Origin of the sequence: Streptomyces sp. BBFR102 (assembly GCF_051397025.1) — a bacterium.
Classification (GTDB): Bacteria; Actinomycetota; Actinomycetes; order Streptomycetales; family Streptomycetaceae; genus Streptomyces.
Genome location: NZ_CP195757.1, coordinates 4,451,805 through 4,474,815, shown reverse-complemented (window position 1 = coordinate 4,474,815; position 23,011 = coordinate 4,451,805). Strand labels below are relative to the sequence as shown.

Here is a 23,011-nt window from a genome sequence, read left to right as displayed (position 1 = left end):
TCGGCGGCCTCGGCCGGCTCGTCGGGAGCCGTCGCCACCGTCGTGTCGACGGCCTGCTCGGCCGGGACGCCGAGGGTCTTGACCTCGACGCCGGTGAGTACCGGATTGACGCACCGCACGCCGTGGCCCGCGCCGACCGGCTCGGTCAGCTGCGGCGTGCCGCTCAGGCACTCCAGGGTGTAGTGGTCGCAGCGGGGCGCGAAGGCACAGCCTTCGGCCCAGTCGATCCGGTCGTTGATGGAGCCCCGGATCGGGCGCAGCGGCTCGCCCCGGGGGGCGTCCAGGCGCGGGATGGAGCCCAGCAGGCCGTGCGCGTACGGGTGGGTGGGCTGCGCGAACAGCTCGCGCCGCCCGGCCGACTCGACGGCCTTGCCCGCGTACAGGACGTTGACCTGGTCGCAGAGGCCGGCGACCACGCCGAGGTCGTGGGTGATCATCAGCAGCGCGGTGCCCTGCTGGTCGACGAGTTCCTTGAGGAGTTCGAGGATCTGCGCCTGGATGGTGACGTCCAGTGCGGTGGTCGGCTCGTCCGCGATCAGCATGCGGGGCGCGCAGGCCACCGCCATGGCGATCAGCGCGCGCTGGCGCATACCGCCGGAGAGCTGGTGCGGGTACTCCTTGAGGCGCCGGGTCGGGTCGGGGATGCCGACGCGGTCCAGCAGGTTGGCGGCCTCCTTGCGGGCGGCGGCGCCCTTCATGCCGCGGTGCCGCTCCAGGATCTCGGTGACCTGGCGGCCGACCGGGATGACCGGGTTCAGCGAGGAGAGCGGGTCCTGGAAGATCATCGCCAGGTGCTTGCCCCGCATGTCGCGCATGGCGTTCGGGGAGAGCGTCAGCAGGTCCTTGCCGTCGTACTCGGCGCGGCCGCCGAGCTTGACGCCCTTCTTGGGCAGCAGCCCCATCAGGGCGAGCGAGGTCACCGACTTGCCGCAGCCGGACTCGCCGACCAGGCCCACGACCTGGCCCTGGTCGACGTCGAAGGAGACGCCGTCCACGGCCCGCACGTCACGCCGGCCGCGGCCGGTGAAGGTGATGGACAGTTCGTCCACGGAGAGCAGGGGCATGGTCAACCTCGCAGCTTCGGGTCGAGGGCTTCGCGCATCGCCTCGCCGAGCAGGGTGAAGCCGAGTGCCGTGATGATGATGGCCAGGGCCGGGTAGACCGCCATCATCGGCGCGGAGTCGGCGTAGTTCTGCGCCTGGGTGAGCATGACGCCCCATTCGGGGTTCTTGGCGCTGTCCGGGTTGCCGAGACCCAGGAAGGACAGGGCGGCCGCCTCGATGATGGCGGTGGCCAGGGAGAGGGTCGCCTGGACGATCACCGGGCTCAGCGAGTTCGGCATGATCTGGGTGAGGACGATCCGGCGCTTGCGGATGCCCAGCGAGTGGGCGGCGAGCACGTAGTCCGAGCCGCCCTGGACCAGCATCGCGCCGCGCAGCAGGCGGGCGAAGACCGGGATCTGGACGACACCGATGGCGATCATCACGGTGGTGATCGACTGGCCCAGGACCGCGGCCACCGAGACGGCGAGCAGCAGCGAGGGCAGCGCCAGCATGATGTCGATGCAGCGCATGATGAACGAGTCGACGCGCTGGCCGGCCCGGCCGCCGAGGGTGGCGCAGGCGCCGGAGAAGCTGCCGATGACGGCGCCGACGCTGAGGCCGATCAGGGTGGAGATGACACCGAGGAGCAGGGTCTGCCGGGCGCCGACGAGCATCCGCGAGAAGATGTCGCGGCCCAGGTGGTCCAGGCCGAACCAGTTCTCGGCGCGGGCGCCGACGAACTCGGCCCGGTTGACGAAGACTTCACCGCGCCACTGCTGCCCGGGGGCGTAGGGCGCGACCCAGGGGCCGACGATGGCGAGAACCAGGAAGACCGCGATGATCCCGGCTCCGACCAGCGCCATCTTGCTGGCCCGCAGCCGCTTGAGGGCTTCCTTCCAGAGACTGGCGCCGCTGGAGCTCTCCTGCTGGGCCGTGAGTTCCGCGAGGCGGTCGATCTTGTCCGTCTTGGTGCTCATGTCAGTGCACCCGCACTCTCGGGTCGATCAGGCTGTAGGCGAGGTCGACCAGGAGGTTGATCAGGACGTACGCCATCGCGATGAACATGATGAAGCCGACGAGGACCGGATAGTCCCGGCCGTCGATCGCGGTCCGGATGAAGGAGCCGATGCCGCCGAAGGTGAAGACCGACTCGGTGAGCACCGCGCCCGACAGGAGGGAACCGGTGAGCAGGCCGACCGAGGTGATGACGGGCAGCAGCGCGTTGCGCAGGACGTGGCGGGTGCGGACGACGCCCTTGCGCAGGCCCTTGGACTCGGCGGTGCGGACGTAGTCCTCACCGAGCACCTCCAGGACGCTGGCCCGGGTCATCCGCACGATGACCGCCACCGGGATCGAGGCCAGCGCGATGGCGGGCAGGATCAGGTGGGTGAGCGCGTCCCAGGTGGCGTCGAACTCACCGGTGAGCAATCCGTCGAGGACCGCCAGGCCGGTCACTTCCGTGGCGTCGATGCCGGTGGTCAGCCGCCCGTAGCTGGGGAACCAGCCGAGGTTGACCGAGAAGACCGTCCGCAGCATGAAGGCGAGGAAGAAGACGGGGATGCAGATGCCGATCAGCGAGCTGGAGACGGCGGCCACGTCGAGCCAGCCGCCGCGCCGCTTGGCGGCGAAGTAGCCGAGCGGGACGCCGACGGCGACCGCGAGGATGATGGCCATCAGTGACAGCTCGACCGTTGCGGGGAATCGCAGGAGGAACTCGTCCAGGACCGGCTGGCCGGTCTGGGTGGACGTGCCGAGGTCGCCCTCGATCAGCCGCTTGATGAAGCGGCCGTACTGCACGTACACCGGCTGGTCGAGCCCCAGGGCCCGGTTGATACGTGCTACCTCGGCCTCGGTCGCTTTCTCTCCGAGAATCGCCGAGGCGGGTCCGCCGGGCAGCCGGTTCAGCCAGATGAAGAGCAGAACCGACAGGCCGAGCAGGGTGGGTATGAGTTGAAGCAGTCTTCGTACGACGAAACGCAACACCCCGCGATGCCCCTTTCTTGCGTAGTTCGTGGTGCGCCCGTGTTCGGGCCGGGTCGCGGCCGGGCGCGTGGGGGGTTTTGGGAGGGGTGGCGCACGGTGGTGACCGTGCGCCACCCCCGACCGTGCACGCGGCGGGTCCGCCCGGCCGCGAACGAGCCGTGGCCGGACGGACCCTGACGCACCGTGAGGCGCTGGTGCCGCATGGTGCGGTGCTTACTTGAACGTGACCTCGGAGAAGTTCTCCTGCGTCAGCGGGGAGACCAGCGGCGGGTTCACGTCCTTGGCGAAGGCGATCGCCGGGGGGGAAGCGGAGACCGGGACGCCGGGCAGGTGGTCCATGACGACCTCGTTGGCGTGCTGGTAGAGCTTGACGCGCTTGGCGTGGTCGACCTCCTTCGAGGCCTCCCCGATCGCCTCGAAGACCTTCTTGTCCTTGAAGCCCCACTGCTTGTCGTACTGGGCGAACCAGGTACCGATGAAGTTGTAGGCGTCGTTGAAGTCACCGGTCCAGCCGAACAGGTGCAGCTCGCAGCCGCCCGCCTCGGTGGCGTCGACGTAGTCCGGGGCCCACTTCATCGGCTTCGGGGTGACGGTGATGCCGACCTTCTCCAGGTCGGCCTTCATCAGCTCGAAGAGGTCACCCGGGGAAGGCATGTACGGGCGGCTGACCTCGGTCGGGTAGCAGAACTCGACCTTCAGCTTCTCCTCGCCGGCCTTCTTCAGCAGGCTCTTGGACTTCGCCGGGTCGTAGGCGTACTTGGTGACCTTGTCGGAGTAGCCCTCGACGGTGTCCGGGATGAACTGCGTGGCCGCGACGCCGCCCTCGGGCAGCTGCGTCTTGACCAGGTTGTCCTTGTCGATCGCGTGGGCGATCGCGGCGCGGACGTCCTTGTCCTTGAGCGCCTTGTTCTTCTCCTGGGTGAAGCCCAGGTAGAAGATGTTGAAGACGTCACGGGTCGGGACCTGGAAGCCGGCCTTCTCCAGGGTCTTCACGTCGGCGGGCGACACGAGGTCGTAGCCGTCGATGTCACCGGCCTGGAGGGCCGAACGGCGGCCTTCCTCGGTGTCGATGGTGCGGAAGACGAGGTTCTTGACCCCGGCCTTCTTGCCCCAGTAGTCGTCGAAGCGCTCCAGGGCGACTTCCTTGTTGCCCTTGTTCCACTTCGTGATCTTGTACGGGCCGGTGCCGGCGACCGTGCCGGCCTCCTGGCTGTACTTGGGGTAGGTGATGGCGTCGTCCTTGGCGGACGCCTCCTCCTTCGCGTACTCCTTCAGCGCCTTCGGCGAGTGGATCGCGAGGGCCTGGAGCGAGAAGCCGCCGGGCAGGTTGGCGGAGGGCTTCTTCACCTCGATGACGGCGGTGTTCTCGTCCTTCGCCGTGCAGGACTTGTAGTTCGCCTTGGGGGCGTCCTTGTCCTCGTTCTTGGCGAAGCCGCCCATGATGGTCTGCCAGTAGTACGACACGGCCGAGCTCTGGTACGCGCCCGTCCAGTTGAACCAGTGGTCGTAGTTGGCGCAGACCGCCTCGGCGTTGAACTTCTCGCCGTCGTGGAACTTGACACCCTTGCGCAGGTTGAAGGTCCAGACGGTGCCTTCGTCGTTCGAGTCCCACTTCTCGGCGAGGCCGCCGACGAGCTTCGAGCCGCCGGGCTCGTGCTCCAGCAGGGCCTCGAAAGCCTGGCGGGTGACGCGGAAGGTCTCACCGTCGGAGGCCAGCGCCGGGTCGAGGGAGCCGGGGTCGCCGGCGCCGGCGAACACGAAGGTGTCCTTGGCGCCGTCCTTGCCCTTCCCTTCCGTGGTGTCTCGCTCACTGGAGCACCCGGTGACGATCAGCGCGGTCGCAGCCGCGACCGTGATCGCCCGAGTGACTCGGGACTTGAAAATGCGCATGGGCCCACCCCGGTTCAGCATTCATACAGAGGTCTTGACCGACTGAACACTACCCACGTCTCTCACCGGGGAGAATGATCCGCATAGCGGTGATACCGACCTGAGACCCGGACGGACAACAAACCGCGCATATCCAGGACATCACTCCTTCCGGCGCCGTTTACCGGACAGAAGCGCCCCTTCAGGGGCGCCGCGACGGCGGTTCCGTACCATTCGCTGCCGCACGAACACGCTGCGCTACACCGGACTTTCACACCCCGTCAGCCGAACCTCCGCACCCCTTCGCCCCATTGGCCGGGCGAGCCCCCTTATGTCCCCTCGCGCCGGTGGGCACGCACGGAAGGGGACTGTCTCGAATGCTGGACGGCGAAAGTCGGTGGGCCCTCATTCCGCTCGCCTCATTCGTGTCCACCGGAAGGGCCCGCAAACCTCTGGCCAACGGAAGTGCCGACGGAATTGCGGGCGCCCGGAGCAGAAAGGGAGCGGGCGGGAGTGAAAGGGGAGCGAAAGGCGCGAAAAGGGGCGCCTGGCGAATGATGGGCAGAATTCCGGGCGGTTCACGCGCGGGCGCGGGCCGGGCTCACGCCGGCGTCCGGGTGGACGGCACCAGGCGAGGACGGCCGGGATCGCCGGCCGCACCGCATGGAGGGCCCGCCTGCGGCGGCCCGGCGGCCCTGAGCGCGCAGGTCGGGCTCAGCGGCCGTACGGCTGCGGGTACCCGTACCCCGAGGCGGGCGGGGCCGCGTGGGCGTCGCGGTCGTAGAAGGGGCGGGCGTGGGCGCGCAGCCAGAGGGCGACCGGGTCGTAGGGGTCGGACATGGCGACGGTGGAGACGGCGAGGCCGTCGGGGACCGCGCCGACCGACTGGCGCATCATCGCCCGCACCGACTCCACGGTCTGGGCGCCCGGGTCGTACACGTCGAGGCCGATCGCCAGGTACGGCACGCCGAGGGCGGGCTGGACCCAGGCACGGCGCAGCGAGCGGAGCGCGGGGGTGCGGTGCGCGTTCTGCGCCAGCAGGGCGTAGAACTGCGGGAGTTCGATGACCGGCTCGGAGATCCGCAGCGGGCCCGGCGGCTGGGCGTCGAGGCCGACGGCGAGGCGGCGCAGGTCCGCCCAGGGGACGCCGACACCGCCGCCCGGGGCGTGCGGGTTGATCCAGAGGCCGACCTGGTCCTGGTAGAGCCCGGCGGCGGCCTCATGGGTGGAGACCACCTCGTGGGCGCGGGTCCAGCCGCTGGCCGCCAGTTCCTGGGCGGAGGTGACGCAGGGCGCGTAGCCGAGGCCGTCGACCTCCATGGTGGCGTACTGGGCGTCGGGTGAGCCGGCCTGGCCGTGCCAGAGCAGCATCCAGACCTCCCCGCCGGGGTCGGCGAGCGCGTGCAGCAGCCCCTCGTAGGCGTCGTACCGCCCGGGGGCCACCTGGCGCAGCATGTGCTCGACCTGCCCGGCCGCGGCCGTGCCCGACGCACTCACCTGTTGACCGCCCCTTCGTCACTTCGTCCCCCGGGGCCTGCCCCCGTCACGCCGGGACCGGTTCCGTGTGTCACGGAACCGGCCAGGTCATGAAAACAGCTTAGGCCCTCTGCCCGTCGGTCAGAACGGGTCGGGCCGTGGTGCGCCGGGCCGCCTACGGCTCGCGCCGGTAGAAGGGGCGCAGCTTGTTCGCCATCCACTGGGCCACCAGGTCGTCGGTGGCGTCCAGCAGGACGAGGTTGACCGGCCAGGGCACCGGGGTGCGGCCCAGGGCGCGGCCGAGGGCGTCCATGGCGCGCTGTGCCGCGTCGTCGTCGCGGCGGTTCAGCGCGACGCCGATGAACAGGACCGGGTCCTCGCCCTCGACGCTGGCCAGGCAGCGGCGGGCGGTGGCGACCACGCCGGACTCCTCGAACTCCCCGGCGGCGACGCCGAGGAAGTCCACCGGGTCCTCCTGCCAGTCGGGCTCGTAGGTGCGCACCCGGCCGCCGGTGGCCGGCCCGTCCAGCGGGGAGCGGCCGGTGCGGCACAGCTCGGCCACGGCGAGCGGGGGCAGCGGGACGCCCACCGTGCCGCCCGGGTTGACCGCGATGCCCAGCTGCGGGGGCAGGCCGCGGGCGAACTCGGTGGCGGGGGCGACGGCGAAGGCCAGGTGGCCGCCGACGCAGGAGCGGAACTGCTGCTCGGAGCTGAACACCGGGACGTACGCGGCGCCGTCGATGTCCAGCGTCGGCAGGTCCAGGGAACCGCTCTCGGGGCCGCCGCCGTTGGGGAGCGGGACCCAGACACTGCTGCGGCCGAGGACCTCGACCAGCCGTCCGCCGGCCGACTCGGCGCCGAGGGACGCCGCCAGAGCCTCTTCCAGTTCGTTGCCGGGCCATCCGCCGTAGAGCCCGTGGGGGGCCTGGGCCGGGACGCTCATCTGCTCACCGCCTGATCACACATACCTCGCCTGCGCCCCGACCCTACCCGCGTCGGGGCCCGTTGGGGAGCGGGAGTCGGCTCACGCACGGAAGGTGAGCGTACGCAGCCGGTCGGCGGCGGCGCGGTCGAGGAGGACGGCGGAGCCGCAGCCCGGTGGCGGGGTGCCGGCGTCGAGGGCGGCGAGGAGGCGGGCCACGGCGCGGCGGTGGCGCAGGAAGGCGTACCGGCTGACCCCTCGGCCCCGGGTCCGCTGGCCGTCCAGGGCGGTGTCCGGATCGACATCGAGGAGGACCAGGTGCAGGGTGCGGTCGCGGCGGCGGGCCTGCCGGGCGAGCCAGTGGCGCACCCAGCGCTGGGTGCCGCAGTCGTGGACCACGACGCTTCGGCCCGAGCGGAGCAGGCGGCGCAGGGCGGCGTAGTGGGCGAGGCGGGCGAGGGGGCGGTACAGGGCGTAGGGCAGGGCGGCGGGGAGGCGGGCCTCCCACTGCTCGCGGGTGTCCTGGGAGTCGGCGCGGGCGGCGCGGACGGTGCGGCGGATCAGGGTGGACTTGCCGCTGCCGGGCAGGCCGGAGACGACGACGAGGTCGCCCTGGCCGAAGGTGAGGGTGTCGGGGGCGGGGCGGTCGCCGGGGCCCCGCAGGTCACGGACGGTGGCCGGAATCTGCCGGGTACCCGGCTGGGCGGGCAGGGCGGACAGGGCCATGCCGACGGCGGGCGGGGTGGGCCCGCCTTGAGTGTGGGGCGGCGCGGACACCGCCCGGCCGCTGCTGCTCTGCACCGTGGTCGGCTCCCCCCGTGCGGTCACGTGCGTCATCTCCCCCGAGTGTAAAGAGAAGGTAATGCGGCGCAAGCCGATTACCGGTCCCGTCGCCGCCGCGGGCGGTTCTCTGGCGGTCACGCCGGACGGGGCCGGTTGGTTCCGCCGGGTGGTGCGGGCGGGCCGGGGTTGGCCGGAAGCCGCCGCTCGCGTCGCCCACGGGGAGGGGTGCTGCCGGGCCGGGGTGCGTGCAATGATGGGCGCGAACTGCATACCGGCCGCTTGAATCCGCGCGGGAGAGTTCTGCTGGGCCTCGAAGCCCAGGTCAGGACGCCGAAGGAGCAAGTCCCTCCCTTGAATCTCTCAGGCCCCGTACCGCGCGGGCGAGGCACATCTGAAAAGCGGGCCGTTCCGTCGGTCCCACCCAAGGTGCAAGTCATGGCCGCCCCGGCCGCTCGTCGGGGTGGCCGCGGCGAACCTCTCAGGTTTCGATGACAGATGGGGAGGATCGATCCCCCTCGCCGTCATGCCCTGGGAGCGCCCGGATATGAGCCAGACCCCCCGTACGACCGCACTCGACGCCACGCACCGTGCGCTCGGGGCCACGATGACCGACTTCGCCGGCTGGGACATGCCGCTGCGGTACGGCAGCGAGCGCGACGAGCACCAGGCGGTGCGCACCCGCGCCGGGCTCTTCGACCTCTCCCACATGGGCGAGATCACCGTGCTGGGCCCGGACGCCACCCGCTTCCTCGCCTACGCCCTGGTCGGCAACATCGCCACGATCGGCCCCGGCCGGGCCCGCTACACGATGATCTGCCAGGAGGACGGCGGCATCCTCGACGACCTGATCGTCTACCGGCTCGGTACCGTCGAGGCCCCCGAGTTCATGGTCGTCGCCAACGCGGGCAACGCCCAGGCCGTGCTGGACGCGCTGACCGGGCGGGCGGGCTCCTTCGACGTCGAGGTCCGCGACGACCGCGACGCGTACGCGCTGCTCGCCGTTCAGGGCCCGGCCTCCCAGGCCGTCCTCGCCTCGGTCACCGACGCGGAGCTGGACGGGCTGAAGTACTACGCGGGGCTGCCCGGCACCGTGGCCGGGGTCGAGGCGCTGATCGCGCGCACCGGCTACACCGGTGAGGACGGCTTCGAGCTGTTCGTGGCGCCCGGCGACGCGGTGGCCCTCTGGCAGGCGCTGACCGCCGCCGGGGCCGACGCGGGCCTGGTGCCGTGCGGGCTCTCCTGCCGCGACACGCTGCGCCTGGAGGCGGGCATGCCGCTGTACGGGCACGAGCTGACGCAGGCGCTCACCCCCTTCGACGCCGGGCTCGGCCGGGTGGTGAAGTTCGAGAAGGAGGGCGACTTCGTGGGCCGCGCCGCCCTGGAGAAGGCGGCCGAGAGGGCCGCCGAACACCCGCCGCGCGTCCTGGTCGGCCTGGTCGCAGAGGGCCGCCGCGTGCCGCGCGCGGGCTACCCGGTGGTCGCGGACGGCCAGGTGATCGGCCTGGTCACCTCGGGCGCCCCCTCCCCCACCCTGGGCAAGCCCATCGCCATGGCGTACGTCGACGCGGCCCACGCGGCACCCGGCACGTCCGGCGTCGGCGTCGACATCCGGGGCAGCCACGAGCCGTACGAGGTCGTGGCGCTGCCCTTCTACAAGCGCCGGAAGTAGCGCGCGTCCCGCGTCCGAGGCGGCCCCGGCCGGGCGCCGGGCCCCAACGTGACGCGACGCACCCGGTCCGTCCCGGATCGCGAGACCCTCCGTTCACCAGCACACCCCCGCGTACAGGAGAATTCACCCCATGAGCAACCCCCAGCAGCTGCGCTACAGCAAGGAGCACGAGTGGCTGTCGGCCGCCGAGAACGGCGTGTCGACGATCGGCATCACGGAGTACGCGGCAGGCGCGCTCGGTGACGTCGTCTACGCCCAGCTCCCGGACGTCGGCTCCACGGTCACCGCGGGCGAGACCTGCGGCGAACTGGAGTCGACCAAGTCGGTCAGCGACCTGTACTCCCCCGTCTCCGGTGAGGTCACCGAGATCAACGAGGACGTCGTGAACGACCCGTCGCTGGTGAACACCGCCCCCTTCGAGGGCGGCTGGCTGTTCAAGGTGCGCGTCACCGAGGAGCCGGACGATCTGCTCTCGGCCGACGCGTACACCGAGTTCTCCGGCAACTGAGACCACCCCAGGGACTGTGATGTCTTCGAAGTCGCTTCTGAACACCCCCCTCCACGAGCTCGACCCGGACGTCGCCGCCGCCGTCGACGCCGAGCTGCTCCGTCAGCAGTCCACCCTCGAGATGATCGCCTCGGAGAACTTCGCTCCGGTCGCCGTCATGGAGGCGCAGGGCTCCGTCCTCACCAACAAGTACGCCGAGGGCTACCCGGGCCGCCGCTACTACGGCGGCTGTGAGCACGTCGACGTGATCGAGAAGATCGCGATCGACCGCGTCAAGGAGCTGTTCGGCGCCGAGGCGGCCAACGTCCAGCCGCACTCCGGTGCGCAGGCCAACGCCGCCGCGATGTTCGCGCTGCTGAAGCCGGGCGACACGATCATGGGCCTGGACCTGGCCCACGGCGGCCACCTGACCCACGGCATGAAGATCAACTTCTCCGGCAAGCTCTACAACGTGGTCGCCTACCACGTCGACTCCGAGAGCGGCCAGGTCGACATGGCCGAGGTCGAGCGGCTCGCCAAGGAGTCCCGCCCGAAGCTGATCGTGGCCGGCTGGTCGGCCTACCCGCGCCAGCTGGACTTCGCCGCCTTCCGCCGGATCGCGGACGAGGTCGGCGCGTACCTGATGGTGGACATGGCGCACTTCGCCGGTCTGGTCGCGGCCGGGCTGCACCCCTCGCCGGTGCCGCACGCGCACGTCGTCACCACCACCACGCACAAGACGCTCGGCGGCCCCCGCGGCGGCGTCATCCTCTCCACCGCCGAGCTGGCCAAGAAGATCAACTCCGCGGTCTTCCCCGGCCAGCAGGGCGGTCCGCTGGAGCACGTGGTGGCCGCCAAGGCGGTCGCGTTCAAGGTCGCGGCCTCCGAGGAGTTCACGGAGCGCCAGCGGCGCACCGTCGAGGGTGCCCGCATCCTCGCCGAGCGCCTGGTCCAGCCCGACGTCACCGACCACGGCGTCTCGGTCCTCTCCGGCGGCACCGACGTCCACCTGGTCCTGGTCGACCTGCGCGGGAGCGAGCTGGACGGCCAGCAGGCGGAGGACCGCCTCCACGAGGTCGGCATCACCGTCAACCGCAACGCCGTCCCGAACGACCCGCGGCCCCCGATGGTCACCTCGGGCCTGCGCATCGGCACGCCGGCACTGGCCACCCGCGGCTTCCAGGCCGAGGACTTCGCCGAGGTCGCCGACATCATCGCCGAGGCCCTCAAGCCCAGTTACGAGGCCGAGGCGCTGAAGGCGCGGGTCACCGCCCTCGCCGAGAAGCACCCGCTGTACACCGGGCTGAAGTAGCCCGGACGCCGCCGGGCACCCCCCGGCGGCGTCGCACCGCGCACACTGGAGGGTGTGGGTCCGCTTTCGCCGGCCCGCACCCTCCGTCGCGCCCGGGGTCCCGCAGCCCCGTGCCCCCTCCCCTTCGGCGGACAGCGCCGTCCGCCCCCCGCTAGGAGTTCCTGTGGCCATCTCGGTCTTCGACCTGTTCTCGGTCGGCATCGGCCCGTCCAGCTCGCACACGGTCGGCCCGATGCGGGCCGCGCGGATGTTCGCCCGCCGCCTCAAGAACGAGGGCCTGCTCGTCCACACCACCTCGCTCCGTGCCGAGCTGTTCGGCTCGCTCGGGGCCACCGGGCACGGCCACGGCACGCCCAAGGCCGTCCTGCTCGGCCTGGAGGGCGAGTCTCCCCGCACGGTCGACGTGGAGCGGGCCGACGACCGGATCGCCCAGATCCGCGCCACCGGCCGCCTGAACGTGCTGGGCGTCCACGAGATCACCTTCGACGCCGACGAGGAACTGGTCCTGCACCGGCGCCGCGCCCTGCCGTACCACGCCAACGGCATGACCCTGTGGGCCTTCGACCACACCGGTGCGACGCTGCTGGAGAAGACGTACTACTCGGTCGGCGGCGGCTTCGTGGTGGACGAGGACGCGGTCGGCGAGGACCGCATCAAGCTGGACGACACCGTGCTGACCCACCCCTTCCGCACCGGCGACGAGCTGCTGCGGCTGGCCGGCGACACCGGCCTGTCGATCTCCGCGCTGATGCTGGAGAACGAGAAGGCGTGGCGCTCCGAGGCCCAGATCCGTGCCGGGCTGCTGGAGATCTGGGAGGTCATGCGAGCCTGCGTCAGCCGGGGCATGACCCGCGAGGGGCTGCTGCCCGGGGGCCTGAAGGTCCGCCGCCGCGCCGCCCACACCGCCCGCCAGCTGCGCGCCGAGGGCGACCCGGCGGCGCTGGCCATGGAGTGGATCACCCTCTACGCGATGGCCGTCAACGAGGAGAACGCGGCGGGCGGCCGCGTGGTGACCGCCCCGACCAACGGCGCCGCCGGGATCATCCCCGCCGTCCTGCACTACTACGTGAACTTCGCCGCCGGTTCCGCCAGCGAGGCCGAGAAGGAGGACGCCGTGGTGCGCTTCCTGCTCGCGGCCGGCGCCATCGGCATGCTCTTCAAGGAGAACGCCTCGATCTCCGGCGCCGAGGTCGGCTGCCAGGGCGAGGTCGGCTCCGCCTGCTCGATGGCGGCCGGCGCACTGGCCGAGGTCCTCGGCGGCACGCCCGAGCAGGTGGAGAACGCCGCCGAGATCGGCATGGAGCACAACCTCGGCCTGACCTGCGACCCGGTCGGCGGCCTGGTCCAGATCCCCTGCATCGAGCGGAACGGCATGGCCGCGGTCAAGGCCGTCACCGCCGCCCGCATGGCCCTGCGCGGCGACGGCTCCCACAAGGTCTCCCTGGACAAGGTCATCAAGACCATGAAGGAGACCGGCGCCGACATGTCCGTCAAGTACAAGGAGACGGCCCGGGGCGGGCTGGCGGTGAACATCATCGAGTGCTAGGGGAACAGGCCCTGACCAGTGCGTTCGTATCTTTCAGCGCTGTCAGGGCCTTCTCCGGCCACACGGCGCAAGCCCCTGGGGTCTCCGGGCTGCGGCAGCCAAGGCCTGGAATGGCCGCCGGGCGGTCCCAGGAGTGAGGCCGCATACCAGTTCGAGCGATCCGAGACGTGGTCGGAGCGTCGTCGGAAGCGGACGGGGCCGGGCGGGCACGCCCGGCGTACCTGTGCTGAAGTCGCCCATGCCGCGCGTTCCGGCGCGGATCGCTGACACGGGCATCGCCGCTCGGGCGGACCGGTCGTCACGAAAGACCAGCCCACCGACCGGCGGCGAGGGACGTGAGGAGCCGGGCGGGCGCGTCCATGAAGTCGTAGTGGCCGCCCTCGACGACCCTGATCTCGACCGAGTCGGCGTAGCGGCGCCAGCCCTGGAGGTCCGCCAGACTCACATCGGTGTCCTCGCTCCAGTGCAGGACGGTGATCGGGCAGTCGATACGGGCGGGTTCGGTGCGCCGGTAGGCTCCGGCGGCAGCGTGGTCGCGGAGCAGCACGGACATGCCCATGTCGATCATGTCGGGGCGGGGACGGATGCCCCGGCCGCGCAGGAACGTGACGAGTTCGGCGCGCAGTTCGTCCTCGCCCAGGGTGAGCATCCGGTCTCGGGCGGCCTCGTGCGGGGCGGGTTGACCGGACACGAAGAGGCGTTGGGGGACGGGCAGGCCGGCGGCGGCCAGTCTCAGCACACTCTCGTAGGCGGGCAGGGCGCCCGCGCAGTGCCCGAAGAACGCGAACGGTGTGTCCAGCAGCGGAGTGAGGGCCTCGACGAGCTGCTCGGCGAGGTTCTCGTAACTGGCGTAGTGGGGGTGGGCGAGGCGGTTCTCGCGGCCGGGGAACTGCACCGGGCAGATCTCGGCGCCGCCTGCCGTGGCGGGCCAGGCGCCGAACGCGGAGGCGCCGGAGCCGGCGAAGGGGAAGCAGAAGAGGCGGGCGGACGCTCCGGCGGCAGGCGGCCGGACGAACCACGGGGAGGCGGGGTCGGGTCCGGACGTCATGGAGTGTGCCGTTTCTGGGCGGTGATGGGCAGGTGGGTCATACCGGCGATGAAGTAGGAGTGCAGGTGCTCCGGTTCGCCGGCCGGGTCGAGGGAGTCGAACCGGTGAAGGAGTTCCTCGAAGAAGACGCGCAGGGTCAGGCGGGCCAGCGGGGCGCCGATGCAGAAGTGCGGGCCGAATCCGAAGGCGATCTGCCGCTTGGCGTTGGGGCGGGTGATGTCGAAGGTGTGCGGGGCGGCGAACAGGGCGGCGTCCCGGTTGGCCGAGCCGATCCACGCGACGACCGCCGCACCGGCCGGTATGACGCCGCCCGCGACGGGGACGTCGGCCGTGGCGTAGCGCATGAAGTTGCAGGCGGCCGAGGTCCAGCGCAGCCCCTCCTCGACCAGGTTGGGGATCAGGTCCGGGTCGGCCTGGGCCTTGCCGTACTGTTCGGGCCGCTCGATGAGGGCCTGCACCGTGCCCGAGACGGTGTGCGGGGTCGTCACGTTGGCACCCAGCAGGATGCTGTAGCCGTCGAGGGCGATCTCCTGGTCGCTCAGCGGCGCCCCTCCGGGCCGCACGCTCATCAGGTGATGGAGCAGGCTGTCGTCCTCGGCTCCGGAGCGGCGGCGCTCCTTGACCCACTCGGTGACGTATCCGACGAGTTCGTGGTGGGAGATCGCCAGGGTGGCGGCCTCGCTGCCGAGCTGGAAGTGCGGGTCCGAGGGGGCCGCCACCATGGCGGTGAGCCGGACGAGTTCCTCCCAGTCCTTCTCGGGGATGCCCAGCAGCGGGCCGGTGACGATCGCCGGGAGGAGCAGGGCCTTCTCGGCCAGGTCGAACACCTCGCCGTCCAGAGCCGGCTCCAGGAAACGGGTCACCGACCGACGGATGGAATCCTCCCAGGACCTGACCGCGCGGGCGGTGAGCCTGGAGCCCAGCGGCCTGCGGACCTCGGTGTGCCGGGGCGGGTCGGTGGAGGTGAGCAGCACACCGGCGGCGACGTCGTCCTGGCCCAGGTGGGTGGGCACGGTGCCGCGTTCGGAGGTGAACTCGCGGTGGTCGCCCAGGACGCGGCACACGTCCTCGTAGCGGGTGACCGACCAGAACTCGCGTCCGTCGGGCAGGACCTGGTGGTGCAAGGGTGCCTCGGCGCGCATCACGTCCCAGACGGAGTGCGGGTCGCCCGTGCCGTAGAGGTCGAGGTTGAAGAGGTCGACGGTGTCGAGGTCGACGTCGCGCGGAGGGCCCGGCGTCAGTCTCATGTGCTGGACCTCCCCCGCTCGATCAGCCCGGCGACGCGGGCCGGGGTCTGCGCCAGGTAGAAGTCGCGGACGGAGAGCCGGACGCCGTAGTCGCGTGCCACCCGTTCGATGACCTTGATGCCGGTCAGCGAGTTGCCGCCGACGGCGAAGAAGTCGTCTTCCGGCCCGACCTCGGGGCGGTTGAGCAGTTCCCCCCAGAGCGCAGCGATCTCGTCCACCAGCGGCACCGGGCCGCCCGCCGGCGCGTCATGCTGTGGTGCGGTCTCGTCCTGTCCGCCTCGCGGGTGGATCGCCCGCGGCGCCGATTCCATGGTCAAGTGTTTCCTTCCTGCACCGCACGAGAGCTCCCGTTCGGCCCTGTGCATCCGGATGTGATGGAGCGTCACCAGCAAAGGGGACGCGCGGGGTCACCGAGCGGCCGAAATCGCGGCGCCGGCTTCGGCGCCCCGGCCGCGCGGACGTCGGCCTGCCGGAGAAGTCCGGGGCCATGCGCTCGCAGTACCCCTCTTCACCGGTCACTGTCTTTCGGCCAGCTTCCGGTGGTCCCTTGCTCACCTTCCCGTGGAACGACCCCAGCCGCTGTCACCGTCGGACACGGCGGAGGCCGTCACCAGGATTCCGGTGCCGCCGGTCTCGCCGGCGGCAGTGGCGGCGCCCGCGACGGTGCCGCTCATCAGCGCGAGGAGAGCAGTGGCCAGGAAAACGCCGGCAGACTTCATCGTTTCTCCCAGAATTCAGAATTCAGAGTGCGGAGTGCGGAGTGCGGAGTGCCGGAAAGGTTCCGGCCGATATGGCCCGGTGGTTTCCTTCCCGCTGTTCCAGGATGGCGGGGGCCTGTTCCGGAATCCACGGACAAAGCCGTTCACCAAGTGCCCTGACACCAAAGCGGGGGGTGAACGAAACGGCCGCGGGGCCTCAAAGATGGCCATACGTCCCGCCAGGACTGCCCGGCCCCCCGCCACCGCGGGTGCCGGCGGCGCGTGGGCCGAAGCCGTACCCGAACGCGTTCTCAGTGCCGGGAGCCGCCTTCAGCCGTCGGCGGACGCCGGTCACGACAGCCCGGACGGATACGTCTCAGCCCCGCCTCGCCGAAGGCTCCTGGAACATCTCCCGGAGTTCGGCCCGGTCGATCTTCCCGTTCCGCGTCGACGGGAGCTCCTCCAGTTCGACGAAGTGCCGGGGGACCATGAACCGGGGCAGACCGGAGGTACACGAACGGATCAGGTCGTCGCGATCGACCTCCGCGCCGGACGCCCGCGTGTAGTACGCCGCCAGCTGCGTGGACGCGGCGACCTTGACCCCGACGACCGCGGCCCGGCGGACACCGGCGACCTGGCCGATCACGGACTCCACCTCCCCCGGCTCGACCCGGTAGCCGTTCACCTTGAGCTGGTCGTCGAGCCGGGAGACGAAGTGGAAGTCGGCGCCGTCGAACGTGACCAGGTCTCCGCTGAAATAGCAGCGCCGCATGCGGCCGTCCCGGTGTTCGACCTCCCTGAACTTCTTGGCGGTGAGCACGTCGTCACCGGCGTACCCGACCCCGACGCAGTTCCCCGCGATGACCAGCTCCCGGGTCTCACCGGCCGTGAACGGGCGCAGCCGTCCGTCCACGAGGCACAGCAGCTCCGCGTCGACGACGGCGCTGCCGATGGGAGGCCGGTCGGGCCACTCGGTGACGTCGCCCGTCAGGCGGTACTGAGTGACCACGTGCGTCTCGCTCGGCCCGTACTGGTTCACCAGCGTCAGGTCGCCGTCGGCGCAGAACCTCCGCACCTCCTCGTTGATCACCAGCTGTTCACCGGCCACCGAGATCTCCCGCAGACTCGGGGTCCCCACCCCGGCGACACACGCGGCGGCGGCCAGTCCGTGCAGCCCGACCACGGGCTGGAAGAGCCGGGCGACACCGTGTTCGCGAATGATGTCGATCAGCGTGAAGGGATCAAGCCTGTCCTGATCGTTCACCACGATCAGGCTCGCCCCGGCCAGCCAGGTCGCCACCGTGTCCTCGTACACCATGTCGAACCCGATCGACGACATGTGCAGGGTGTTCGGCGGCCGGTCGTGGCTCCACCGCCGGACATGCCAGTCGCCCAGGTCCGCGAGTACGACCGGCGGCACCGCGACGGCCTTGGGTTCGCCTGTCGAACCGGAGGTGGGGATGACATAGCAGAGCGGCCCGGTCGCGACCTCGTCCCGTCGCGTTCCCCGGATCGACTGGAAGGTGTGCTCCGGGACACCCGCCCCGACCGGTGCGCACTCCTCGGCCCGAAGGACCATGGCGCAGCCGGCGCCGCTCACCAGCTTGCCGGTCCAGGCGGGGGGCATGGCCGGGTCGATGGACAGGACGCCGGCTCCGACGCGCCACACACCCAGCACCGCCGCGCAACGGGACCACGAACGTGTCGCGTGCACGTCGACGACGTCACCGGGGCCGATGCCGTGTGCGGCGAGGCCGCCGGCGATCTCAGCCGACACCTCGTCGAGTTCGGCGTAGGTGTGGGCGACGCCGTTGTCGATGACCGCGACCGCGTCCCGGTGGCGGGTGATGGAGTCGATCAGCATCCGGATCAGTGAGGCATCGAGGTCGCTCATGCGATCAGCCCCCCGTCCACGGGCTCCAGTGGCCGGTAGTCACGCGACGCGACGAACTCCGGGCGCGGGCGGGGTACTTCGCGCAACGCGTTGTCGACGCTGTTGTAGCTGACGAATGCCATGGTCCGGTCCGTGGGCGCCATGTTCGCACCGGAGCCGTGCGCGATGCAGGGGTGGAAGAACAGCAGACTCCCGGCGCGGCCGACGACGGACCGGATCTCCGACTCCGCGGTCGCCTTGGCCATGCGTCCGGGGTCCAGCGCGAACCGCAGCTTCGCCGAGAGGTCGTCCTCCCACGGAGACGTACCTTCGGGCTCGGGACTCCACGGGGCTATCGCGCCGTTTCGATGGGAACCGGGAACGACCAGCAGCGGGCCGTTGTGCTCGGTCGCGTCATCCAGCAGCAGCGCGACGTTGACCGCCCGCGGCTCCGGCATGCCGTCCTTGGGCCCCCAGACGCTGTAGTCCTGGTGCCATTGCCACACTTCTCCGCGAAGCGCCTTCTTGGCGTTGACCTTGCACTGGAACACATGCACCTTGCTGTCCAGCAGCTGCTCCGCGGAGGTCAGCAGCTCGGGCAGCCGCACCAGTCTGGAGAACAGTGCGCCCGTGGTGTGGCAGCCGTGGATGCCCCGCACCGTGGTCCCGTCCTCCTCGAAGATCCGCCCGGGGTGTTCGGTCCCGTAGAGATCGGTCACCTCACGTCGCAGAGCGGCGATGTCGCCGGCGCCGAAGACGTCTTCGAGGAGCAGGAATCCTTCGGACCGGTATTCGGTTATCTGGCTTTCGGTGAGCATGACGCGATGACCTTTCTCCTTGATTCTCCGGGATGACGCAGATGGTTACGCAGGCCTGTTCGAGAAGAAGGGGTCCTGTCCGGACAGAACCTTCTCGGCGGTCGTCTGCGGCGGTGCTACGGGGCGAGGGCGGCCCGGGAGTCGATGTAGGCGGCGATCGACCCCACCGTCGGATGGAGGAACAGCTGGTCCATGGGGACCTCGGCGCCCAGTTCCTCGATGAATGCGCCCTGGATCCTGACCATGACCAGGGAATCGCCGCCCAGAGCGAAGAAGTCTTCGTCCGACGTGATGTCGTCGCGCTGGAGTTCCCGGCACCAGATGCCGCGAACGCGGTCGGCGGTCATCGCGATCCTCTCGTTCGTCTTCACAGCGAAGGACCCGGTCGTGCCGAGGAGTTGCTGCCGGCGTTCCAGGTCCGGCAGACGTCCACCAGGGCGGCGCGGTCCACTTTTCCGTGCGGGCTCAGCGGAATGCGCGGGACGTTCGTGAACCGGGTCGGCAGCATGGTCCGCGGCAGGGTCCACAGCAGGCGGGTGCGCAGGTCGTCCTCGGCGAGCTCCTTGCCCGAGGGGACGACGAACGCGTTCAGTTCGACATCGCCCCCGTCGTCGCGGACGGCCACCACGGCCGCCTCGCGGACGCCGGCCAGCCTGCCCAGAGCGCGTTCGACGTCGATGGGATCGATCCGCGTGCCCCGCACCTTGACCTGGGCGTCCATCCGCCCGGCCACGACGAGTTCACCCCTGTCGTCGATGCGGCCGCGGTCCCCCGTGCGGTACAGGCGTACCGGCGTCCCGTCCATGTCGATGGTGGTGAACCTGGCATTCTCGGGGCCGTCGGCGCCCAGATAGCCCGCACCGACGGCCGCCCCGGAGATGCAGATCTCGCCGTACCGGCCCGCCCCGACTTCGCGCAGTTCGGCGTCCAGGACGTGGATGGTGGTGTTGTGGGCGGGTCGGCCGACCGGGGCGACGTCGTGCTCGCCGGGCCGGTGGCGGGCCAGGTCGTAGGAGGTGGCGACGTCCGTGCACTCGGCGACGCCGTACTGGTGGAGCAGGACGCAGGTGGTGCCCGGGCGGCGCGCGAAGTGGGCGAGGCGTTCGCTCCTCAGCGCCTCCCCGCCGAACAGGATGTAGTCGAGCCTGGCGAGGGCGTCGCCGCCGCGCGCGCTCTCCCAGTCGACCAGGAGGTACAGGGTGCTGGAGGCGCAGTGCACGACGCGGATGTCGTACTGGGTGAGCATGCGGTGGGCCAGCATGGCGTCGAAGTTGCGGCTGGCCATCAGGTGCTGGGTGGCTCCGCAGAACAGTGGTGTCATCAGGGCGCGCTGGGACAGGTCGAAGCCGAAGGCGGAGACGACCAGGTGGTGGGAACCCCGGTGCAGGCCGTACTCCAGCTGCAGCCAGTTCATCAGGTTGAACCAGCCCTCGTGGCGCACCGCGGTCAGCTTGGGGGTGCCGGTCGAGCCGGAGGTGAACACCGCGTAGCAGAGGTCCTCCCCGGTGACGTCGATGTCGGGGACGGTCGCCGGGAGGGTCGCGAGGTGGTCTGCGAGCTGTTCGAGGTCGACGACCTCGACGCCCCCGGACTCGACCAGCACGGCCGTCGTCGAGGAGGCGACGACCAGGGCGAGGTCCGGCACCTGCGCGAGCAACAGCCGCAGGCGGGGCGAGGGATAGGCGGGGTCGAGGGGCACGTAGGCCGCGCCGGCCTTCAGTGTGCCGAGGATGGCGACGATCATGTCGATCGAGTAGTCGAGGCAGACGCCGACCTTCGCGCCCCGGCCGTGGCCGCGTGAGGTGAGCAGGTGCGCGAACCGGTTCGCCCGCGCGTCGAGTTCGGCGTACGTCACCTGTCGGCCGGCCCACACGACGGCGACGGCGTCGGGAGTGGCCCGCACATGCTCCTCGAAGCGGCGGTGGACGACGGGCGAGGGCGGAAGGGCCACCCGTTTTCCCTGAAGGATCATCAATGGGCTCCGTTGTACGAGGTTTCCGGTGGGACGTGCCATCACGTCAGCGGGGTGGAGGGGCGCCCCCGGGCGCACCGGACTCCGGTCTGCTCCCGTCCCTCCGGCGAGGCCCCGTGGGAAGGCCGTCCCCGGCTTCCGCGCCGTGGCGCGCCGGGAGGCTGGGCGGTGGCCGCCGCCGGGCGGGACCGAGCCGCCCGGGACGCTCGCGTCCGCCGGGAGCGGCCGGCGGGCGGGGCTGGGCGGGGCACTGCCCGGGGTTCCGCCGCGGGACCCCGTCCGGCCTGGCGGGACGTCAGGCCGGTGCGGGGCGGCGGTCGGTCCGCCGCGCGGTCTCGCGCACGCTCCGTGGCGCGGGCCGGTCCGGCTGGGCTCGACGCGCTCCAGGCGCCCAGCGGTCTCAGATGTGCTGCCGCATCGGGGTGAAGTCGACCAGGACCACCGCACGCTCGCCCGTCTCCGGGCCGTCCCCCCGCCTGATGGGGGAGACGTAGTGGCTGACCTTCTCGTCGGTGACGCCGTAGGACTCCAGCGGCTTGGTCAGTTCGAACTCGGCCAGCGCCTCTCCCTCGGGGACGTCCTCGGGCAGCTTGCCCCGGTACTTCGGTGGCGCGATCATGTTCGAGCCGCCGATGACGTTGGTGCGGTAGACCAGGTGCGCGAAGACGAAGGGTTCGCCGTCCTGGTGGAGCTCGTTGGGCGAGGAGATGGCCTCGCTCCCGGAGTCGTCCACCGCGAGCTTGATCAGATGCACCCCGACGTGCAGCGGGAACGCCGCGTCGCTCCGCGACCATCGCGTCTGGGCGAAGTCGAAGGACAGGAACTCGCGGATGATCGGGTTGTTCCGGGCCGTCTCGCTCATGGCGGGCAGCTTGCGGAGCACGCCGACGTAGTCGGGGTTGTGGTCGGCCTGCCAGTAGCCGTTCATCCAGCCGCTCTCGCCGAGGTGCGTGTCCGGGATCCAGCTGAACTCCCGCGACCAGGGGAAGAAGATTCCGCGGGCGTAGCGGCGGTTGCGCCCTTCCTCCGTCGCGTAGGGGTCCGGTGGCAGGTCGACGAACTCCGCGCGGAGGCTCTGGTAGGACGCGTCGGTCTCGGCTATCCCGAACTCCGCGGCGAGGTCCCAGCGGGCGTATCCGTTCTCGACGAGGGCGGGCGTCTCGGTCAGTGTCTGCATGGCTGTCCCCAAGCGGTGGTCGTGATGGGTGGGTGGTGGCTGACGGTTCGAACCGTCAGGCCGTGGCGGGCCGGAGCACGGGGCGGCGGACCACCTGGCGCCGGCGCCCGCGCCGGGTGGAGAGCTCCACGCGCGGGTCATCGTCGAAGAGGTCGAGACGGAGCAGGCGTTCCTCGCTCCAGCCGAGCAGCCGGAACTCGCCGGCGCCCAGGTGCAGCAGTCCCACGGGCGCGCGCCCTTCGACGCGCAGGACCAGGCCGCCGTCCTCGGCGGTCACTTCGGCGGCGAGGTCGCTCTCGTGGTCGTCGACCACGGGCTCTCCCCACTCCATGAAGGAGAACGGCACCGCGAAGCGGCAGCCGAACTCGGCGAGTTCACGCGAGGCCAGCGGCAGCACGGGGCGGTAGAAGGCGATGTCGCTGGTGGGCAGGTCCGCGCGGAAGCCGGCCGGGAACAGGGCGAGCAGCTTGTCGTTGGTGGCGCAGTCCGCGACCAGATGGATCCGGGTGCGGTCCCCGGCGTTCCGCAGGGCATGCGGTCGTTCGAAGTCGGCGTACCAGAGCGTGCCCGGCTGCCAGCGCTGCTCGACCCCGTCCAGCACCATGACCGCCCCGGGGTTGGTGACCAGCGGGATGTGCAGCCGTACGTAGCCGTAGGGGAGCCCGAGCGGAGTGTCCGCGTGCTCCTCGACAGATGCCCCGGGGGCCAGGGCCATCAGGCGGACGCTGCGCAGCTCGGTGCCCAGTTCGGACAGGATCTGGCTGAGGTAGGGCGCCTTCGCCATCAGGGGCGTGTCGGCGAACCCGTCACGTCCCGGGCCACCGGGGTCGGTTCGCTGGAGGTCTCCGCCCGGCGCGCGCAGGGGGAGGACCTTCCAGTCCACATCGGATTCCTCTCCGACGGCACCGTCCTCGAAGGACCGCTGCAATGCCCAGAATTCCGAACCGCTGAGCGCCGCGATATCCGCCTCCAAAAGGTCGATATCGAGGTCGTCCCGCAGCATCACTGTGGCCGGAAGGTTTTTCAAGGAGCTTATCTCTTGCATGAAGTCCTCACTTGAATGAGCTTCAATGAGCTTTGTTTCGATT

The 23,011-nt window shown here is 70.9% G+C and carries 20 protein-coding genes, 1 pseudogene and 2 riboswitches; of the genes and pseudogenes, 4 read left to right on the top strand and 17 right to left on the bottom strand.

Annotated elements, in window-relative coordinates; genetic code table 11:
- Positions 1 to 80: 80 nt before the first annotated feature.
- The 7 genes and pseudogenes from ACSLIC_RS19950 to ACSLIC_RS19920 all read right to left on the bottom strand — a co-directional run.
- A pseudogene (locus ACSLIC_RS19950) lies at positions 81 to 1,064 on the bottom strand (ABC transporter ATP-binding protein); the annotation flags it as partial.
- Between the two features lie 2 nt (positions 1,065 to 1,066).
- Positions 1,067 to 2,020, bottom strand: a complete 954-nt coding sequence (locus tag ACSLIC_RS19945) for an ABC transporter permease (protein ID WP_436739079.1) — start codon at positions 2,018 to 2,020, stop codon at positions 1,067 to 1,069.
- Between the two features lies 1 nt (position 2,021).
- A complete protein-coding gene (locus ACSLIC_RS19940) occupies positions 2,022 to 3,026 on the bottom strand; it encodes an ABC transporter permease (protein WP_436739078.1) in 1,005 nt (334 codons plus the stop codon).
- Between the two features lie 213 nt (positions 3,027 to 3,239).
- Positions 3,240 to 4,916 (bottom strand): ABC transporter substrate-binding protein, encoded by a 1,677-nt coding sequence (locus tag ACSLIC_RS19935; RefSeq protein WP_436739077.1) that lies wholly within the window; start codon positions 4,914 to 4,916, stop codon positions 3,240 to 3,242.
- A gap of 693 nt (positions 4,917 to 5,609) precedes the next feature.
- Positions 5,610 to 6,392 carry an enhanced serine sensitivity protein SseB C-terminal domain-containing protein gene (locus ACSLIC_RS19930; RefSeq protein WP_436739076.1) on the bottom strand — a complete coding sequence of 261 codons (783 nt, stop codon included), beginning with the start codon at positions 6,390 to 6,392 and terminating at the stop codon, positions 5,610 to 5,612.
- Positions 6,393 to 6,546: 154 nt separating this feature from the next.
- On the bottom strand, positions 6,547 to 7,314 hold the full coding sequence (locus ACSLIC_RS19925) for an enhanced serine sensitivity protein SseB (RefSeq protein WP_436739075.1): 768 nt from the start codon (positions 7,312 to 7,314) through the stop codon (positions 6,547 to 6,549).
- Between the two features lie 81 nt (positions 7,315 to 7,395).
- A complete protein-coding gene (locus tag ACSLIC_RS19920; protein WP_436740424.1) occupies positions 7,396 to 8,121 on the bottom strand; it encodes an AAA family ATPase in 726 nt (241 codons plus the stop codon).
- Between the two features lie 235 nt (positions 8,122 to 8,356).
- Positions 8,357 to 8,461, top strand: a riboswitch (glycine riboswitch).
- Positions 8,462 to 8,581: riboswitch (glycine riboswitch) on the top strand.
- A gap of 39 nt (positions 8,582 to 8,620) precedes the next feature.
- Here ACSLIC_RS19920 and gcvT point away from each other — a divergent pair.
- The 4 genes from gcvT to ACSLIC_RS19900 all read left to right on the top strand — a co-directional run bounded on the left by gcvT (position 8,621) and on the right by ACSLIC_RS19900 (position 13,090).
- On the top strand, positions 8,621 to 9,745 hold the full coding sequence (gcvT, locus tag ACSLIC_RS19915) for a glycine cleavage system aminomethyltransferase GcvT (protein WP_436739074.1): 1,125 nt from the start codon (positions 8,621 to 8,623) through the stop codon (positions 9,743 to 9,745).
- A 130-nt stretch (positions 9,746 to 9,875) separates the two neighbouring features.
- Complete coding sequence (gcvH, locus tag ACSLIC_RS19910; RefSeq protein ID WP_436739073.1) at positions 9,876 to 10,253, top strand: glycine cleavage system protein GcvH; 378 nt, start codon at positions 9,876 to 9,878, stop codon at positions 10,251 to 10,253.
- Between the two features lie 19 nt (positions 10,254 to 10,272).
- Positions 10,273 to 11,544, top strand: coding sequence for a serine hydroxymethyltransferase (glyA, locus tag ACSLIC_RS19905; protein ID WP_436739072.1), 1,272 nt, complete (start codon positions 10,273 to 10,275; stop codon positions 11,542 to 11,544).
- A 163-nt stretch (positions 11,545 to 11,707) separates the two neighbouring features.
- On the top strand, positions 11,708 to 13,090 hold the full coding sequence (locus ACSLIC_RS19900; protein ID WP_436739071.1) for an L-serine ammonia-lyase: 1,383 nt from the start codon (positions 11,708 to 11,710) through the stop codon (positions 13,088 to 13,090).
- 298 nt (positions 13,091 to 13,388) lie between these two features.
- Here ACSLIC_RS19900 and ACSLIC_RS19895 read toward each other — a convergent pair whose 3' ends face one another.
- From ACSLIC_RS19895 to ACSLIC_RS19850, 10 genes are all read right to left on the bottom strand, one after another.
- Positions 13,389 to 14,138 carry a thioesterase II family protein gene (locus ACSLIC_RS19895; RefSeq protein WP_436739070.1) on the bottom strand — a complete coding sequence of 250 codons (750 nt, stop codon included), beginning with the start codon at positions 14,136 to 14,138 and terminating at the stop codon, positions 13,389 to 13,391.
- On the bottom strand, positions 14,135 to 15,385 hold the full coding sequence (locus tag ACSLIC_RS19890; protein WP_436739069.1) for a cytochrome P450: 1,251 nt from the start codon (positions 15,383 to 15,385) through the stop codon (positions 14,135 to 14,137). The genes ACSLIC_RS19895 and ACSLIC_RS19890 overlap by 4 nt, the downstream gene beginning before the upstream one ends.
- Positions 15,382 to 15,696: an acyl carrier protein gene (locus tag ACSLIC_RS19885; protein ID WP_436739068.1), complete on the bottom strand. Its 315-nt coding sequence runs from the start codon at positions 15,694 to 15,696 to the stop codon at positions 15,382 to 15,384. Before ACSLIC_RS19885 ends, ACSLIC_RS19890 begins: the two co-directional genes overlap by 4 nt.
- 240 nt (positions 15,697 to 15,936) lie before the next feature.
- Complete coding sequence (locus ACSLIC_RS19880; RefSeq protein ID WP_436739067.1) at positions 15,937 to 16,104, bottom strand: hypothetical protein; 168 nt, start codon at positions 16,102 to 16,104, stop codon at positions 15,937 to 15,939.
- Between the two features lie 355 nt (positions 16,105 to 16,459).
- Positions 16,460 to 17,977 (bottom strand): AMP-binding protein, encoded by a 1,518-nt coding sequence (locus ACSLIC_RS19875; protein WP_436739066.1) that lies wholly within the window; start codon positions 17,975 to 17,977, stop codon positions 16,460 to 16,462.
- A complete protein-coding gene (locus ACSLIC_RS19870) occupies positions 17,974 to 18,774 on the bottom strand; it encodes a phytanoyl-CoA dioxygenase family protein (RefSeq protein ID WP_436739065.1) in 801 nt (266 codons plus the stop codon). The genes ACSLIC_RS19875 and ACSLIC_RS19870 overlap by 4 nt, the downstream gene beginning before the upstream one ends.
- A 116-nt stretch (positions 18,775 to 18,890) precedes the next feature.
- On the bottom strand, positions 18,891 to 19,121 hold the full coding sequence (locus ACSLIC_RS19865; protein WP_436739064.1) for an acyl carrier protein: 231 nt from the start codon (positions 19,119 to 19,121) through the stop codon (positions 18,891 to 18,893).
- Between the two features lie 20 nt (positions 19,122 to 19,141).
- Entirely contained in the window at positions 19,142 to 20,746 is a 1,605-nt protein-coding gene (locus ACSLIC_RS19860; protein WP_436739063.1) for an amino acid adenylation domain-containing protein, read from the bottom strand.
- A 400-nt stretch (positions 20,747 to 21,146) separates the two neighbouring features.
- On the bottom strand, positions 21,147 to 21,923 hold the full coding sequence (locus ACSLIC_RS19855; protein ID WP_436739062.1) for a 2OG-Fe dioxygenase family protein: 777 nt from the start codon (positions 21,921 to 21,923) through the stop codon (positions 21,147 to 21,149).
- Positions 21,924 to 21,978: 55 nt separating this feature from the next.
- Positions 21,979 to 22,950 (bottom strand): aspartyl/asparaginyl beta-hydroxylase domain-containing protein, encoded by a 972-nt coding sequence (locus ACSLIC_RS19850; RefSeq protein ID WP_436739061.1) that lies wholly within the window; start codon positions 22,948 to 22,950, stop codon positions 21,979 to 21,981.
- Between the last annotated feature and the right edge of the window lie 61 nt (positions 22,951 to 23,011).

Coding starts and splice junctions, on each gene's coding strand:
- ACSLIC_RS19945 (WP_436739079.1), bottom strand. CDS start 2,020: ATGAGCACCAAGACGGACAAGATCGACCGCCTCGCGGAACTCACGGCC.
- ACSLIC_RS19855 (WP_436739062.1), bottom strand. CDS start 21,923: ATGCAGACACTGACCGAGACGCCCGCCCTCGTCGAGAACGGATACGCC.
- ACSLIC_RS19885 (WP_436739068.1), bottom strand. CDS start 15,696: ATGGAATCGGCGCCGCGGGCGATCCACCCGCGAGGCGGACAGGACGAG.
- ACSLIC_RS19935 (WP_436739077.1), bottom strand. CDS start 4,916: ATGCGCATTTTCAAGTCCCGAGTCACTCGGGCGATCACGGTCGCGGCT.
- ACSLIC_RS19865 (WP_436739064.1), bottom strand. CDS start 19,121: ATGACCGCCGACCGCGTTCGCGGCATCTGGTGCCGGGAACTCCAGCGC.
- ACSLIC_RS19875 (WP_436739066.1), bottom strand. CDS start 17,977: ATGAGCGACCTCGATGCCTCACTGATCCGGATGCTGATCGACTCCATC.
- gcvH (WP_436739073.1), top strand. CDS start 9,876: ATGAGCAACCCCCAGCAGCTGCGCTACAGCAAGGAGCACGAGTGGCTG.
- glyA (WP_436739072.1), top strand. CDS start 10,273: ATGTCTTCGAAGTCGCTTCTGAACACCCCCCTCCACGAGCTCGACCCG.
- ACSLIC_RS19895 (WP_436739070.1), bottom strand. CDS start 14,138: ATGACGTCCGGACCCGACCCCGCCTCCCCGTGGTTCGTCCGGCCGCCT.
- ACSLIC_RS19870 (WP_436739065.1), bottom strand. CDS start 18,774: ATGCTCACCGAAAGCCAGATAACCGAATACCGGTCCGAAGGATTCCTG.
- ACSLIC_RS19880 (WP_436739067.1), bottom strand. CDS start 16,104: ATGAAGTCTGCCGGCGTTTTCCTGGCCACTGCTCTCCTCGCGCTGATG.
- ACSLIC_RS19890 (WP_436739069.1), bottom strand. CDS start 15,385: ATGAGACTGACGCCGGGCCCTCCGCGCGACGTCGACCTCGACACCGTC.
- ACSLIC_RS19925 (WP_436739075.1), bottom strand. CDS start 7,314: ATGAGCGTCCCGGCCCAGGCCCCCCACGGGCTCTACGGCGGATGGCCC.
- gcvT (WP_436739074.1), top strand. CDS start 8,621: ATGAGCCAGACCCCCCGTACGACCGCACTCGACGCCACGCACCGTGCG.
- ACSLIC_RS19860 (WP_436739063.1), bottom strand. CDS start 20,746: ATGATCCTTCAGGGAAAACGGGTGGCCCTTCCGCCCTCGCCCGTCGTC.